This is a genomic window from Veillonella sp. (assembly GCF_018364065.1).
Classification (GTDB): Bacteria; Bacillota; Negativicutes; order Veillonellales; family Veillonellaceae; genus Veillonella_A.
In genome coordinates, this window is the sequence record NZ_JAGZMO010000007.1 from 19130 (window position 1) to 35883 (window position 16754).

13 protein-coding genes and 4 tRNA genes are annotated in these 16754 nt (G+C 44.3%); 1 reads left to right on the plus strand and 16 read right to left on the minus strand.

Features of this window, described 5'->3' with window-relative positions; all coding sequences use genetic code 11:
- Positions 1-7: 7 nt before the first annotated feature.
- The 11 genes from KHZ77_RS07695 to KHZ77_RS07745 form a co-directional block, all read right to left on the minus strand.
- Entirely contained in the window at positions 8-520 is a 513-nt protein-coding gene (locus KHZ77_RS07695; RefSeq protein WP_295197510.1) for a hypothetical protein, read from the minus strand.
- A gap of 34 nt (positions 521-554) precedes the next feature.
- Positions 555-1412, minus strand: coding sequence for a D-amino-acid transaminase (gene dat / locus KHZ77_RS07700; RefSeq protein ID WP_295197512.1), 858 nt, complete (start codon positions 1410-1412; stop codon positions 555-557).
- A 205-nt stretch (positions 1413-1617) separates the two neighbouring features.
- Entirely contained in the window at positions 1618-2721 is a 1104-nt protein-coding gene (locus tag KHZ77_RS07705; RefSeq protein WP_295197514.1) for an acyltransferase, read from the minus strand.
- A 59-nt stretch (positions 2722-2780) separates the two neighbouring features.
- Complete coding sequence (locus KHZ77_RS07710) at positions 2781-4532, minus strand: DUF4127 family protein (RefSeq protein ID WP_295197517.1); 1752 nt, start codon at positions 4530-4532, stop codon at positions 2781-2783.
- 167 nt (positions 4533-4699) lie between these two features.
- Positions 4700-5326 carry a trimeric intracellular cation channel family protein gene (locus KHZ77_RS07715; protein WP_295197520.1) on the minus strand — a complete coding sequence of 209 codons (627 nt, stop codon included), beginning with the start codon at positions 5324-5326 and terminating at the stop codon, positions 4700-4702.
- Between the two features lie 112 nt (positions 5327-5438).
- Entirely contained in the window at positions 5439-5837 is a 399-nt protein-coding gene (locus KHZ77_RS07720; RefSeq protein ID WP_295197523.1) for a hypothetical protein, read from the minus strand.
- Between the two features lie 210 nt (positions 5838-6047).
- A tRNA-Leu gene (locus KHZ77_RS07725) sits at positions 6048-6133 on the minus strand.
- Positions 6134-6145: 12 nt separating this feature from the next.
- A tRNA-Phe gene (locus KHZ77_RS07730) sits at positions 6146-6221 on the minus strand.
- A gap of 56 nt (positions 6222-6277) precedes the next feature.
- Positions 6278-6353: transfer RNA gene (locus tag KHZ77_RS07735), tRNA-Asp, on the minus strand.
- Between the two features lie 293 nt (positions 6354-6646).
- A tRNA-Leu gene (locus KHZ77_RS07740) sits at positions 6647-6730 on the minus strand.
- A gap of 128 nt (positions 6731-6858) precedes the next feature.
- Positions 6859-8037: a sugar diacid recognition domain-containing protein gene (locus tag KHZ77_RS07745; RefSeq protein ID WP_295197526.1), complete on the minus strand. Its 1179-nt coding sequence runs from the start codon at positions 8035-8037 to the stop codon at positions 6859-6861.
- Positions 8038-8272: 235 nt separating this feature from the next.
- On the opposite strand from KHZ77_RS07745, the gene KHZ77_RS07750 reads away from it, so the two are divergent.
- On the plus strand, positions 8273-9580 hold the full coding sequence (locus tag KHZ77_RS07750; RefSeq protein ID WP_295197528.1) for a lactate racemase domain-containing protein: 1308 nt from the start codon (positions 8273-8275) through the stop codon (positions 9578-9580).
- Positions 9581-10014: 434 nt separating this feature from the next.
- Here the strand turns inward: KHZ77_RS07750 and KHZ77_RS07755 are convergent, their stop codons facing one another.
- From KHZ77_RS07755 to KHZ77_RS07775, 5 genes are all read right to left on the minus strand, one after another.
- Complete coding sequence (locus KHZ77_RS07755) at positions 10015-11157, minus strand: glycerate kinase (protein ID WP_295197530.1); 1143 nt, start codon at positions 11155-11157, stop codon at positions 10015-10017.
- 23 nt (positions 11158-11180) lie between these two features.
- Positions 11181-12092: a dihydrodipicolinate synthase family protein gene (locus KHZ77_RS07760; protein ID WP_295197533.1), complete on the minus strand. Its 912-nt coding sequence runs from the start codon at positions 12090-12092 to the stop codon at positions 11181-11183.
- A gap of 173 nt (positions 12093-12265) precedes the next feature.
- Positions 12266-13588, minus strand: a complete 1323-nt coding sequence (locus tag KHZ77_RS07765) for an enolase C-terminal domain-like protein (protein WP_295197536.1) — start codon at positions 13586-13588, stop codon at positions 12266-12268.
- Between the two features lie 570 nt (positions 13589-14158).
- Positions 14159-15094, minus strand: a complete 936-nt coding sequence (gene garR, locus KHZ77_RS07770; RefSeq protein WP_366664943.1) for a 2-hydroxy-3-oxopropionate reductase — start codon at positions 15092-15094, stop codon at positions 14159-14161.
- 209 nt (positions 15095-15303) lie between these two features.
- Positions 15304-16644: an enolase C-terminal domain-like protein gene (locus KHZ77_RS07775; protein WP_295197542.1), complete on the minus strand. Its 1341-nt coding sequence runs from the start codon at positions 16642-16644 to the stop codon at positions 15304-15306.
- Between the last annotated feature and the right edge of the window lie 110 nt (positions 16645-16754).

Below are 16754 nucleotides of genomic sequence, written 5' to 3' on the forward strand. Positions count from 1 at the left end.
ACAAAACTTAGTGACTCTTATAATAAATCAATCGCCGCAATGCCAAGCGCGTAATCAGAATGGCCAAGGTGCTCGTTATGAGCTGCGGTATGGACATGGCCGTTAAAATGGACACCTTCACCGCCGCCGGCACGGTTATACTTAGGAACAAAAGCTGGAAGCCGCCGTAGAGCACGACGGTCTTCCCTAAAGCACATACAATAACCTGCCAAAGCAAGGCTCTGTTTTTTAATATGTGAGCCAGCACGACAAACACCGTATTCCCCAAGCCTACGACGAAAATGAACGGGAACATGGGCAGCATACTTTGGAAAAATGCCACCACCGGTGTTATCCACGCAATGATTATACTGCTCCGCAAGCCGTAACGCCAGGTGGCAACTAACAAACAGATGCCTACCAGCGTACCGATGAGAAACATGCTGATTCCCATAGGAATCGGCAACAGCAGGCGCAGACTTTGACTCAATAGGGCCAGCCCCAGCAGGAGCGCCGTCCCCGTCAATCGTTGAACATCCATAATCCTCAATGCCTCCTATGGAAAAACTTTCGTTTTAAGCCAAGCCTTCTCCCATGAGCTTATTGTAAGCATTCAGAAGTTTAGTGGCTACAGGCCCTACCTGTCCGCCATTTACCGGTTGATCTTCATATGTCAAGATTGGTACAATGCCGCCTACGGTATCAGTGAAAATCAATTCATCCGCATTTTTTACGAAGTCTTCATCGAACTCCCGTTCAATGGCCGTAATGCTGAGGGATGGAACTAATTTATTAAGAATAATCTGACGGGTAATGCCCTTCAAAATCAGATTTGTTGCCGGATGGGTATATAAAATGCCGCCTTTAACGGCAAACAGATTGGAATGAGCCCCTTCGGTACAAATGCCGTCACGGTAAAGCACGGCTGTGTAGGCACCCGCTTTTTCCGCCTTTGTTTGAGCCAAAATGTTTGGAATCAAATTCAATGTTTTAATATCTGCGCGAAGCCACCGTTCATCAGGAACGCCGATGGCTTTTACACCTTTGGCCAAGCCGTCAATCATGGACTGCTCTACCGGTTTAATATACATCAACATGGTTGGTTCCAAGGAACTGCGGTCATATGCATGATGACGTGGCGCAACGCCGCGTGTAATTTGCATATAAATATAACCGTTCATAATTTCACTGCGTTCGATCATGATTTCATGCAAATCTTTTAAATCGTCCGGCATCATGGTTACAGGTATATCCATGGCGCGAAGGGAGCGATACAGACGGTCCTGGTGATAGGAAAATCCAAACAGCTGTCCGTTGTAAACACGCGTTACTTCATACACGCCGTCGCCAAATACATAGCCGCGGTCGTCAATACTTACACAGGCTGCACCGGGTTCCACAAACTGTCCGTTAAAATAGGTTAGTTCTTTCATCTGTATCACTCTCTTTCCGGAAATTGTACATAATCAGCTACATTTAAAATGGCTGTAAATCATCGTTTACATTTTAAACTGACTGTACATCTATTTGTTACATTTTATAAGAAACAATACTATGCGCCGGCCTCACCTGCCCTGAAAAAGGCAAACCAAAAACCGGCGCTTATATATAACTTCAACAAAGGACTTCGTTTTACCTTTATTTTCCAAGAAGGAATCGACGAATTGGTTTCGGCAGACGATTCAGTGCCAAAGTGCCCAAGTAGGACGCGCACACGGTGCAGATATATAATCCGATCACGATGATTGCGCTGAACTGCAATTGAGCCAAGTGCATAAAGGCAGTCAAAACAATGAGCATGAGGGGATGAATCAGGTAAATGCCGTACGAAGTTTCCCCGATTTGTTCCCAAAAGGCTTTTGTACCGCTGCTCATGGGACTGCTGAGGAAGAACAGCAGGAAGAATATAGTAGCCGCCCCCGTATAAAGCATCCCCATCGGACTGAGTTGATGAATCGTGTAAATCGCTTCGAGCAATGTGTAATGGCGTTCATCCAACACGTAATAATAGCTGCCCAACATGAGTGTTACGGAAAGAGCGAACACTAAAGTAATAAGCACGCGGTATTTCCAAAGAAGTTCCACGACCTGCTCGTAACGCTCCGCCACCACCGCACCGAGAAGGAAAATCCATACGTAGTGCAGCACCCAGTAATTTAGGCGCATGGAATAGGCATATTGAATCCAGTGATTTTCAAAGGTAATCTGACCTGCGTAATAGGATGACCAGAAGTTAAATGCAGTCTGAAGCAGGAAAATTACGGTGAGCCACACTACCGGGCTTTTTAAAATCATCCGCGTCATGGCGCGCCATAGAGGCATTAACAGGTAAAACCAAATGAGGATAACCATAAAATACAAGTGATAGTATCCGTTGCCGAACACCAAGGTCGGTATTAAATAACGCGGCGAAAGTCCGGCGAAGTTATGTACTGCGAAGCCTGTATAGATAATGTAGAATAAGGACCAGAAAATATATGGCAGTACAACTACGCGGGATCGTCTGAGCATGAAATCCTTATAGGAAAACGGGCCGTCCGCCGGCGTATGATAAAACAATCCGAATGCGGATAAAAAGAAAAATGCCGGCACCGTAAAGCGCGACAATATTTCCAACAGGGCAATCAACATAGGATTAGCCTGAGGATTACCGAGGGCGAACGAGCCTACGTGAATGCCGATAACACCCAGCATACAGAGGCCTCGCATATAGGTAATCTCCGGTATTAAGCCTTGTCTCACAACATAGCTCCTCTCTTCAAATAAACGGACGAAGGTTCCCCTTCGTCCGCATCATCATACTATTGCTCTTTTGTAACCGGAACGGTTCCTGCTGCAGGTTGTGCCGCCGGTGCTGTCTGTGCAGCTGCCGGATTGGCGGCCTGAGCTTTTGCCTTGGCTTCCGCTTCCGCCTTAGCCTTAGCTTCCGCCTCAGCTTTAGCCTTTGCTTCCGCTTCACGCTGTAAGCGCAATTCTTTTTGAAGCGGTGCTACCGGTTGATCATATACTGTAATTTCAGTTTCAAACAAACGTCCCCATGGGAATCGGGCCGATACTGTGCGCGGATCGATTTGGAGATATTTTTCAGCAAAATCCTGAACGCGTTCGCCCATGTACTCTTCCAGTTTTTCATTCAAAGTACCGGTGTAACGTACATTGTCTACGCGAATGGAGTCCTGCATACGGTAAATATCCTTGCGGATATTTGCCTGGTATGCCCAGTTATCCAAATATTGCTGAGTCAACATATCGCGGTGTGCCTGTTCCGGCATGTTCTTACCGAGAACGCCTTGGGCAATGGCATAGCCTACGGTGTTGCTGGCTGTATTCCAGCCGTTATAAGCGTCTACTTTGTACAACAAGCCACGTTTGTAGAGGCCGTATACAAAGGTATTATCTGCGCCGTTTGAATAGGAAATGTCTGCAATAGTTACAGGCACATTCTGATTAATTGCAGTTTCAATCTGGTCGAGGAATGCATTGGTGCTGGCAGAAATCATCGGGAAGTTTTCGAACGCTTCCGATTCACCGGTTACAGTTCCAAGCGGTGTGTTGACCGCCAGGAGAATATCCGGTTTCCCCTTCACTTCCATCGTGCCGCCCACGGCGATCACGTGTTCGGCAATAGTCTTCGCTACCGACTGATCTTCGTAGTGAGGCACTGTATCGCCGGCACCACCTAATGGATAAATCGTTTGAAAGGATGGTTTTAAATGATTCAAGTCCACATGAGCTCGCGCAATGAGGAGCAATGCCAGCTGGTCAGCACCAGGGAAACTTCCGTAAGTGCGATCCGACAAGCCTTTGCTGTACTGCTTCAAGTAACGGCTTTCCAACGCTGACTGAGACAATGTGCTTGTATCATCATGACCTAATGCGAAATATCGGAATACGCCATTGCGTGTTTCATCGATGAGGGCACGATTCACTTCCATATTTTTCTGACGGCGTGTGAACCAGTCCTGTAAGTATTCGATAGGCACCGATGCCTGTAATTGGAACAATTGTGTCTGTTCTTCTGTAGTAAGCTGTCCTGCGTCCAGTTTATCCTGCAAGGCGGCAATCTGGAATATAGTAGGACCGAAGGTGTCATAGTATGGAGGTTCTACACCGCCACCGCTGGCACGTGGGGAACGCATTACTGTACCGAACGCGTAAATAGGCACATTCGGATTATTTTCATGGAGCTGTCTTAACTCCTGAGTACGGCGCAATAAAGTATTTACCGGTAAATCGTGTTTACGGGAGTCAACCAAACCGCCATATACGAGCGTATCTGTGCTGAGCACCATAATATCTGCACGATTGGCATTTTCCTTAACCCACTGCCAGATTGCATCCGGTTCACCATGATAGTTTCTACCGGAAATCATATAAGCAGGTGGTGTAATCACCGTATAACCGGCACCTTCCGCCGTATCTACCGTATAGGCCAGACTTACAGGTCGGTCGTCTTGGGGAACCAACAAAATTGTCTCCGCCTCAACCGGCGAAGTACTCCATAAAATAGCAGCTGCCAAAGCACCTGCAAACCAGGCATAACGTTTGCCCACTGTCTTCACTCCTTTATCCGAAACAGGGCCGTCTCAATCGGCCTCATTGTATACAATACTTCATCTCTTTATTATATCATAAATTTTAATACATATTTCTATTTTTTATCCCTACAGCTTGCGTTTTCTGCGTTATGCATATGCTTCAACTATATGCTTTAAAGCTTCTAGCGAATGCGCGGCAAGCTCCAATTATAATAGATGGCCAAGGTGCGTATTACCAGTACCACCATGAAAGCGCTGTAAGATGCAATTTCCCAATAGCCTGCCGTATATAAATAGTAATATACGATACCGCCGATAATAGCCGGCAAGGCATATACTTCTTCGCGCAATACGGACGGCACCCGCTGTGCCAATACGTCGCGGATTACACCGCCTCCAACGGCCGTCAACAGGCCAAGCGTAACAGCCAGCACGGGCAACTCAGGATACATAGTCACCCCGATGGACGTGCCGGTCACGGTAAAAGATGCCAACCCCACTGTATCGGACCCCAAATATACGCGGCGAACCCAGCGCGTGGCGATGTAGCGATTGTGGCGCATGCGGTAAATAAAAAACATAATAAACACAGTGCCCAACACCAATGACACATACAGGCCCGATTTAAAGGAATTAGGCGGAATATTGCCTACTATGACATCACGCATAATCCCGCCGCCAATAGCTGTGGCCAATGCGAGTACCGTCATGCCGAATATATCCATACGTTTGCCGATTCCCACCAATGTGCCGGAAATAGCAAAGGCAATTGTACCGATTAAATCAAAGGTTAGCCATAAAAGTTCCAAGATGTTTACTCCTTAATTTGTTGTACAAAATAAAATAATGGCCTCTCTCTATCTCACTATGTTTCTTTATATCTCAATGAATATCAGGTTTATTATAACATAATTGCGTAGCTCAATTGCTCTTTCTTACTTGAATAAGCAAGCTATAGCCACCGGATCGGTAAATTGATATATATGGAGCTCTTATACTGATAACCTTGCCAATATCATCATAAATCCAAACCCAAGTTTCACCACTGACAAATTCGTCATAATGACTAGGTACATTTACACTGTCGTCAATAATATAGCATTCGTAATCGTCATCTCCATGAAAATCAAGTTCCCCCGTACCACCTTCACAAAAACGGTAGACTAAGCTGGCTATATCTGAAAAACCTGCCGGCACCGTAATCGCCTTGTATAAGGTCGGTCCTTCATATCCTGTTTCTTTTCTATACCGTTCTATACTTTTTTGAATTTCGTCATAATCGATTTTTGTTGTGTAAACTTTATTCTCATGCACATTCATCTTAGTCTGCTCCCCTTATATTACATCCCCACGATAGTATGTCACATAGTGTTTTAAAACATATGACAGATTCCCCTCTATTTTATCCTTAATCTCCAGATAAGAGCAATATAGTTTTCACAGATTTGTCCACTCATAGTGTGCTCCATGGGCATGCAAGACAAAAAATAGCGCCCTGCGAAAGTCTCGCAAGGCGCTTATTTACTGATATGGTGCGGTTGATGGGACTTGAACCCATACGAGCGTACGCTCACCACCCCCTCAAGATGGCGTGTCTGCCATTCCACCACAACCGCATGTTATATAACTGGTGCCTCAGGGCAGAATCGAACTGCCGACACAAGGATTTTCAGTCCTTTGCTCTACCGACTGAGCTACCGAGGCAAATGTTATTGAGGGATTACTTAATTCGGTAATTTTCTAAAATTAAGTAAAAAAAATGGCGACCCCGATCAGATTTGAACTGACGATCTTCGCCGTGACAGGGCGACATGTTAACCGCTACACCACGGGGCCGCGTTACCTGAATAACAGGTACTCACATATAATACCATGATTGTAAAATTTCAGTCAAGCATTTTTTATAAAAATTATATAATTAATTTATAGACTCTTATCAATGCTTGTTATAGACGCCTTTCAACGCTTGCTATAGACGTTTCTTAACACTTGTTATAAAGGTTTCTAACCTCATCGTTATAGGCTCTTATAGTATCGGGATTGTAGGCTCTTATAACCTCTTATTCCTACATCGCTTTAACAATCAAAAAACACCTTGTGAAGTTCACAAGGTGCTGTATTGATTTATCTGGTGCGGTTGGCGGGAGTTGAACCCGCACGCCCGAAAGCACTGCCGCCTGAAGACAGCGTGTCTGCCATTCCACCACAACCGCATGTTCGACGGGACCTTTGAGCCACAGCTCAAATTCCCACAATAAGGATTTTAACACATCTATGAAAAAATTCATAGACCTTACCGTATAATGACAACTTAAATCATTATACGGCAGGTCTATTTCTATCAATGTACCTGATCATCGTCCAAGTCAGGTTCAGTGGTGATCATTTCGTAATTATATTTTTCATACAACGAGAAGGCGAGGCGCAAGATCATGAAGTCTTCGTAGCGTCTCATGTCATAGCCTGTGAGGCGTTTCAGTTTCTGCAACTGGTATTGCAAGGTATTTTTGTGAATAAACAGAGCCCCTGCAATGGCCACGATGGACCCGTTATGTTCGCCAAACAATTCCAAAATATGATGGAATTCCTGAATTTCCTTCTTGGATAAGTTTTGAAGTACTTTATGACAGAACAATTCCTGGCGATAGGTATTTTCTGTATTAAACAGCAATTCAATCGTCAAATCGTCATAGTGAATGATCGTACTTTCAGTCTGGTCTTCACCACTTTGACTATTTTCCAGCACCAACAAGGCGTCTTTATAGGACTTTTTAAAATTACGATGTACTTTGCTGCCTACGGCGACGGTAACAAATACATCATGCTGTGCCGCAATATTAAGGCAGTCTTCTAAACAGCCGTTAATAAGGCTTTCGATTTTACTCTTATAAAGAATAACAAACTGTTGCTCATGTTCCATCCAAATCACTGATTTTCTAAGACTTTGAGCGGCCAGCGTTTCAAACTTCATTTCCAAATGGCGGCGCAAGTCTTTAAAGAAAGCAAAGTAATTCCCTGTAGGACGGATGGAAACAATGCGCTTGTAATCATCTTCAGAACGCCAGTTTTCCAGCGTATTTTCTTCCCAACGTTCCTTAAAGTTTTCCGGATAGAAAATCAAGTCTTCCAAGAGCATGCGGCTGCGGTCCACTTCACGTTGGCGCAACGCACTGACTTCATCTTCCAGAACCAGAATTTCCGTCATTTTACGCAAAATGTTACCGTAAATAGTTACCTGTTGCGGATCACCTGTAATGCCGATAACCGCAATCATTTCACCATTTACATGGACCGGCACATTGATGCCCGGCCGGGTGCCTTCATAGGAGTCTTCCGGAGATACTATGAGCATCTGATTCTTTTCGACAACCGTCTTAGCCCCTGCATGGAAAGTCCCAACACGCTTAGGGTCCGTGCTGGCAATAATGACACAGTCCGTGTCAATAAAGTTAATGTCCTGTTTTATAATAGACTTCATACTTTCAACTATATTTTGCGCTAATTGAATCGATACTTTCATGAGTAACTTCCTTTCCCACTTCAGGTCAAGTGTAACGTGGATTTCTCCTTAATTATAGACTAGGACACAAAGAAATACAAATCTGTATCCGTATTTAATGTATTTTATTTAGTATATAGACTATAAGTCTGTAAGAAATAGTCAAAATTCTTAGTCCTTGTAAAATAGCCCCTATATTGCGCCAGTGGTATAGTTATATTGAGTTATTGTAATTCATCAGAAAGGACTTGATTATATGAACCTGGGACGTACGTCTATCATTTCCGACTTATTGAAAGACATAAAAATTCCACGCATGTTCTATGCAAAACAAACATTTCCTCGTCCTCTAATCGCCAAGGAAGATATTCCGAAGGTCGTCTTCGAGGAACTGAGCAAGCCGAATATTGCGCCCCTCATCAAAGAAGGTGCCAACCTGGCCATTACAGCCGGCAGCCGTGGCATTGCCAACGTAGATATTATTACGAAAGCCATTGTAGATTATTGTAAATCCCGCGGCGCCAAACCATTCATCGTACCCGCTATGGGCAGTCACGGCGGCGCTACCGCCGAAGGTCAGGTAGAACTCTTGGCCGGCTACAACATTACGGACGCCACTATGGGTTGCCCGATCCGTTCCTCCATGGAAACCGTTTTACTGGGCTACTCCGAATTCAACCGCCCTGTATATCTGGACAAGATTGCCTACGAATCGGACGGTATCATCGTATCGTGCCGCTTGAAAATGCACAACGCCTTCCGCGGACCTTATGAAAGCGGTCCTTGTAAAATGATGGTAGTCGGTCTGGGTAAACAGATGGGCGCCGAAAGCGTTCATGCGGACGGCATGGACCGCATCGCGCAGAATCTTCCGGCCAATGCTAAAGTGATTTTAGAGAAAGCACCGATTCTGCTAGCCATTCCTTGTATGGAAAATGCTTACGATGAAACTTGTAAAATTGAAGCCATTCACCACGACGATATTCTTACGCGCGAACCGGAGCTTCTAAAATATGCTGCCGGCAATATGCCAAAAATCCTCGTCAACGAAGGTGATGTGCTCATCGTCGATATGATTGGCAAGAACTTCAGTGGCACCGGCGTGGATCCTAACATTACAGGTACCTTCTCCACCCCTTATGCAACAGGCGGCGTAAAAGTACAGCGCACCTGCATGCTCGATTTAACACCGCAGTCTCACGGCAACGGTCTCGGCATCGGCTTGGCCGACATTATTACGAAACGCCTCTTCGATAAACTGGATCTGGACGCCATGTATCCGAACTGCTTAACGAGCACCGTACTGCGCTCCGCTGTGATTCCAATTATCTTGCGCACCGACAAGGAAACTATTCAGGGCTGCATCCGCACCTTGAACAAAGTGGACAAGGAACATGCGCGCGTTATCCGCATTCCGAACAGCCTTCACATCGGCAAGATTATGTTATCCGAAGCGTACTACGAAGACGTTAAAAACGGTCGTTACGAACATCTGGAAGCATTGAGCGAACCAATGGAACTGACCTTCAACGAAGATGGCGAATTGACCACACCGTTAGAGTAAAGTCGTCCGTAACGTTCCAATTAAATCAACTATATGAGCAGGAGCTCCTCGGGGCACCTGCCTTTTTATTTCCAGTTACAAGCCCCTAAAAAAAGAAATCCCTAGTTGTTACTAAGGATTTCTTTTTTGCACTTATTATTATAGAGGTTATATCTCATGTATTGCACTTGGTGTATCCCGTAATAGATGCCATCTTAGCGACTCACTGAGCCGTGTATAGGTATTACTCCGTAATTCACTTTCCATGACTTGCAGGATTTAGTTAAAGATTCGTTTCAGGTAATTTGTAGGTAAGTTTAGGATTTGAGTAGGTTTTAGTTAACAAATGATTCTATTAACAATGGTTTCATTAACAAATCGAGTTTACGAGGTTCGTACGATGTACGATGCATCTCGTGTTCGTGTATAAGATATAATCTGATATAATCCGTTAATTAAGCTAAGGCAGCTAATTTCATGATACGGCCGATGGAGCGACCTGCGCCCTGAGCCAACGGAATTACTTCTTTCATAGCATAGTCCAACTGCATTGGCTCATTGACGATATCCAATACAAGGGAAATACCTTTTTCATATACGGTTTCTGTGCCTAAGGCCACACCGCCCACAACAGCGATAACCGGAATTTCATATTTCTGAGCAGCCAGGGCCACACCGATAGGTGCTTTTCCGAACGCCGTCTGGTTGTCCATGCGACCTTCGCCGGTAATGACGAGGGATGCGCCTTTAATATTTTCTTCCATGCGGATTAATTCCATAACCGCATCAATACCGCTTTTCTTATGAGCTTTTGCGAACGCCATCATACCGGCGCCTAAGCCGCCTGCCGCACCTGCACCCGGTACATCGAGTACATCGACGCCCAAGTCGCGAAGCAGACAATCCGCATAATGATGCAAATAAGAATCCAGTTGTGCTTTCATATCTTCATCGGCACCTTTTTGGCCGCCGAAGATGTAGGAAGCACCGTTAGGTCCGCAAAGCGGGTTATTTACGTCACACAAAATAGTAAATTTCACTTTGCCGATACGAGGGTCCATTTGGGATACGTCGATTTTATCCAATTGTCCCAATGATTCCGCTGCAGGAGGTAATTCCTTGCCGTCTTTGTCGAGGAACTTCACGCCCCATGCACAGGCAAGGCCCATACCGCCGTCATTGGTGGCACTGCCGCCAATACCCATATAGATTTCGCGGGCCCCTTTATCGATGGCATCCAGTACAAGCTGGCCTGTACCGTAAGTGGATGCTTTTAAAGGATTCAATTTTTCTTTCGGCACCAAGGTGATCCCTGATGCTGCCGACATTTCAAGGATGGCTATATCGCCATCAATCATACCATACTTTGCATCGACTTCATCCCCTAGAGGGCCTGACACTTTCGATGTATGGTACACTCCGTCACGAGCAGTTACAATAGCATCCACAGTGCCTTCACCGCCATCCGCAATGGGAATGGTGGTGAATTCAACGTTCGGCACTACTGTGGAAATACCCGTTTGTACGGCTGCGGCAATATCAACACTGGAAGCACTTCCCTTGAAGGAGTCAATGGCTAATACTACTTTCTTTTTCATTCACATCGTCTCCTGTACAAATTTTATTTTTTAGGTAAAATACCTGCATCAGTCAATTCTTTATCAAAGATGCTTACAACGGCTTCCGGAGATGGCAAGCTTGGACGAACAGAGTCGCCTACTTCAAGGCCAATCATGTTGCACATTACTTTAGTTGCAACCGGGAAGCTGGCTTTATCCTGGCTCAAGCGAATTGGGTTGATAAATTCCTGAGCTTCGCGAGCAGCCTGCATGTTGCCTGCTTCGAATTCTTTGAAAATGCGAACTGTTTCTTCAGGCATAACTTGTGCGATGGAGCAAACGCCGCCGTCAGCACCTACGCAAAGGCTGGCATATACCAAAGTGTCTTTGCCGCCGAAGATTTTGAATGGTTTGAATTTCGTACGACGAAGGAATTCCTGTAACAAGGAAATATCGCCGCTGGAGTCTTTCATACCAACGATGTTTTCGTTGTTGCGAGCTACAGTTTCAACTACATTTGGAGAAATGAAGTAACCTGTACGGCCCGGATTGTTGTAAAGAAGAACAGGGAAATCTTTGCTTACTGCTTTAGCGATTGTATCAAAGTGTAAAGTCAATTCCTGTTCAGTTAATTTTAAGAACATTGGCTGTAAAATGGAAATGCCGAATGCTTTATGACGTTCTGCCATTTTAGCCAAGCGTACGCAAGTTTTAGTACGGATAGCACCGATACCGAAGAGTACAGGTACACGGCCGTTTACGTATTCCAATACATGTTTCAAAGTAGATTCCATTTCTTCTTCGCTGAACATGTAGAATTCGCCATTACTGCCGAATAACAAGATGCCGCTTACGCCGCCATTAATACAACGATCGATAATTTCATCCAATTTTGGAAGATCGATTTCTTCGTTTTTATCTACCGGTGTAATAATCGGTACCATTATACCTCTGATTTTATCTAAATTTTCCATGATTATACCTTCTTTTCTATTATTGCCCGGAGGCATCAAATATCCTTTCCGCAACCAGGCACACTTACCACCGCAGCTTTGTCTGACGGTTCCCTTAGATCATGCATGGTTGCGTAGGAGGATATATTCAATTCTTGCGGATTATGAATATTCGTTCGTCTATGAATTATGGATTAGCGAACCATACAAGGTTTCTTAGGATCGAATTTCCAATCTTTAATGTAGTACTGCATGCCTTTTGCATCGTCGCGAGCGCCACAGTTGTTTTCTACATATAATCTGTGAGCATCTTCAACGCGTTTCATATCAACTTCGATACCAAGACCGATGTCGGTAGGTTTTACATGAATTTTGCCGTCCACGATTTTGTGAGCGTTCTTAGTGAGGTCCTGACCATCCTGCCAGATCCAGTGGGAGTCGATAGCAGTGATTTCACCAGGCGCTGCAGCCGCTACGTTAGCAACCATAGCCAAGGAAATGTCGAAATGGTTATTGGAATGGCAACCCCAAGTTAAGTTGAATTCATGGCACATTTGAGATACGCGCACAGAACCGGACATTGTCCAGAAATGAGGGTCAGCCAAAGGAATAGATACACTTTGTAAAATTACGGAGTGTTGCATTTGACGCCAATCAGTGGCAATCATGTTAGTTGCTGTTGGTAAGCCGGTACGACGGCGGAACTCAGCCATGATTTCACGACCGGAGAAACCGTTTTCAGCACCGCATGGATCTTCGCAGTATGCCAAGATACCATGTTTATCTTTACAAAGTTCAACAGCTTCTTCTAAAGACCATGCACCGTTAGGATCAAGCGTAATGCGTGCATCAGGGAACTCTTCGTGAAGCGCTACGATAGCTTTCATTTCTTCTGCACCGGAGAATACGCCGCCTTTTAATTTGAAATCTTTGAAACCGTAGCGTTTTTGAGCTGCTTTAGCAAGTGCTACAACTGCTTCAGGAGTAACTGCTTCTTTACGACGAATACGGCCCCAGTCATCGCTGTTGTCGTCGTTGTCGATATAAGGCATATCAGTTAAATCTTTGTTGCCTACATAGAACAAGTAACCAAGCATAGTTACATATTCACGTTGTTGGCCATTGCCAAGTAATGCAGCTACAGGCACTTTAAATTCTTTACCCAATAAATCGAGGTAGCAGGATTCGATAGCTGTTACAGCATGTACTGTAGTGCGAAGGTCGAATGTCTGCAAGCCGCGGCCGCCTTTATCGCGGTCAGCGAATTCATGCTGAATGCGGGACAATACGTTTTTGTATTCGCCCAATGTGCTGCCTACTACGAATTTTTTAGCTTCTTCCAAAGTGTCGGTGATTTTTTTACCGCCCGGTACTTCGCCAACACCGATTTCATCTTTATCAGATGTAAGTACTACGATATTTCTTGTAAAAAATGCTCCATGAGCACCACTTAAGTTTAACAACATGCTGTCGTAACCTGCGACAGGATATACATCCATTTTTACAATCTTAGTCATAGTTATTTCCCTTCTGTACAATTACGTGTACATCTTAAAGAATGAAGTTGTATTAAGACTGCTCCTCCGGCAGTCTTTCGATTGTTGACGCATCCCGGTGACTTAGTTAACAGGTTGTCACCGGTGCATCAACAGTACTACGAGTTGACCTATGACTTTATTATATACTTCCTATGTCCTAGGTGATACATTCACCAATACAAAAAACTGATGATTGGTATACCAAAGACTGTTACCTGTAACAATAAATTATCTAATTAACTCCGATTAAAACTAAAATCTTCGTTCTACCCTAGTTCTATAGCATAATTACGTGCAACAAAAAGTAATCACTCCCCCAATTAATCATGTTAACACGTCCCTCTTCATTACAGCAACCGAAGATGGCTTTCATCGTTACAGACAAAAAAGCAAGCCCCCCGCCGAGGCGGAGGGCTTACTTCTAAAGGGATACATGTTTGGACTGAATACAGCCATATAACAAATGCTTGCGCATTCGCACACAATTTTGCAAATACTATTTACACTCTAACGATTAAATATTATTTACGTGATACAGAACAAATCGGATTATTTGTCCAAAGTAGTGTTGTTCATTTTTTCGAAGTAATGAAGAAGTTTGGAGTGATCGCGGTCACCGAAACCGTCGTTCTTAACAGCTTGCATCATTTCCATAACTTGTGCACAGAATGGAACTGCAGTGTGTAAGGAATGAGCTGCATCAAGAGCGTTCTGTAAGTCTTTGATGTGAAGGTCGATACGGAAACCAGGGTTGAAGTTGCGATCAAGCATCATTGGAGCTTTAGCGTTCATAACATTGCTGCCTGCCAAGCCGCCTTTGATAGCTTCGAATACTAATGCAGGATCAACATTGGCGTTTTTAGCAAGAACGAAAGCTTCGCTTACTGCGGCAATGTTAACTGCTACGATGATCTGGTTGGATAATTTAGTTACGTTACCGGCACCAACATCACCAACACGTACTACGGAACCGGCCATAGCTTTTAACAAATCATAGAATTTGTCGAAAGTTTCTTGTTTGCCGCCAACCATTACGGAAATAGTACCGGCAATAGCGCCAGGTTCGCCACCGGATACAGGAGCATCCATGAATTCTACGCCTTGTTCAGCTAATTGTTTAGCAAAACGTTGGCTTTCTACAGGGTTGATGGAGCTCATGTCGATTACAGTTGCGCCTTTTTTAAGACCTTCAGCAGCACCATTTTCGCCGAACAATACTTCGTCAACTTGTGGGGAGTTTGGAACCATAGTGATAAGAACGTCAACTTGTTCGCCTACTTCTTTAGCAGTAGCTGCGCCTTTAGCACCAAGAGCTTCCATTTCTTTAATAGTTTCTACATTCAATGTATTTACTACAACGTCATAACCTTTTTTCAATAAGTTGGCACACATTGGTTTACCCATGATGCCTAATCCGATAAAACCGACTTTCATTGAATAACACCCTTTCTTCTTACAGAACTTAATATTTGTGTTTAAGATTATCTAAGTCTAACAATCTAATATAGTTATATTATAATGTGTTACAGTCATCCTTGCTATGTTCTCCGTAACATATTACAACCTCTTTCAGCGGTCAAAGCCTATGATATGAGGAATAAATTATGAATTAGAGAACTAATTTCGAGCTAATCAGAGACCAATATCTCAATTCTAACTGACCAATGAGATGTTAATAACAACCTACGTATAAATTAGCGTACTAAGCAAGGTTTCTTGGAATCAAATTTCCAATCTTTGATTAAGTATTGCATCGCAATGCTGTCATCGCGGTCATGGCTCTTCATGGATTTATACAATTCATTAGCTTTCATGACTTTATCCATGTCAACTTCGAAGCCTAAACCAGGTTTGTCCGGAATCTGGATGAAACCGTTTTCAATCTTGTAAGGTGCTTTCGTAAGTTCCTGACCGTCCTGCCAAATCCAGTGCGTATCGATTGGCGTAATATTGCCGGGAGCCGCAGCCGCACATTGTGCGAAGATAGCCAAGGAAATGTCGAAATGGTTATTGGAGTGAGAACCCCAAGTTAAGCCCCAATCGTTCAACACTTGCGCAATGCGAACGGAACCGTTCATCGTCCAGAAATGAGGATCCGCCAATACAATATCTACAGCGCGTAAGGATACGGCATGATAGAATTGACGCCAGTCGGTGGCAATCATGTTAGTTGCTACGCGATGCTGTGTGGCATTTTTGTATTCGCACATAATTTCACGGCTGGAAAAACCTTTTTCAGGACCGCATGGATCTTCCGCATAGGTAAGGATGCCATGTAAATCTTCAGTCAATTCGATGGCTTCCTTCAAGGACCAGGCCCCGTTAGGGTCAATGTTGATGCGAGCTTCAGGGAAGGCTTTCTTCAATGCCTTGATGGCTTTGATTTCTTCTTTCCCTTCAAGAACACCGCCTTTTAGTTTAAAGTTGGTGAAACCGTATTTATCCTGCAATGCTTTCGCCTGAGCCACGATAGCTTCCGGTGTGAGCATTTCCTGACGGCGCATGCGGAACCAAGGATCAGTGCTGTCAGATTCATCCAAATAAGGTAAATCTGTTTTGTTCTTATCTGATACATAGAACAGGTAACCTAATACAGGTACGCTGTCGCGCTGTTTGCCATCGCCTAAAAGTTCGCAAACAGGAAGGTCCATATACTGACCTAAGAGGTCGAGCATGGCACATTCCACAGCCCCTTCGGAGCGTACAACGAACTTCAAGTTTTTCAAGTCCAGTCCTTGCAAACCTTCGCCGTCATTGCCGCCGGCCTGCCAGGCACCGCGACGCATAGACTCAACAACGCTACGGTAACGGCCGATTTCCTGACCCACTACTAATGGTTTGCAGCTTTCAAGACTTTTAGCAATGTCTTCGCCGCCGTGAGTTTCCCCTACACCGATGTGACCCAATTCATCTTTTAAAATAATCAGGTTACGTGTGAAATGCGGTGCATGGGCGCCACTCAATGTCATGGCCATGCTGTCATAACCGGCCACAGGAATTACAGTCATCTCAACTACTTTTGGTGTCTTACTCATATGTGTGTCCTTTCATATGCGTATGCATAATTTAACTTAGGATCGATACATTGACATACAAAATTATCTAAAATTAATACGCTGAGAGTATCAGCGTATTAATTCAGAAT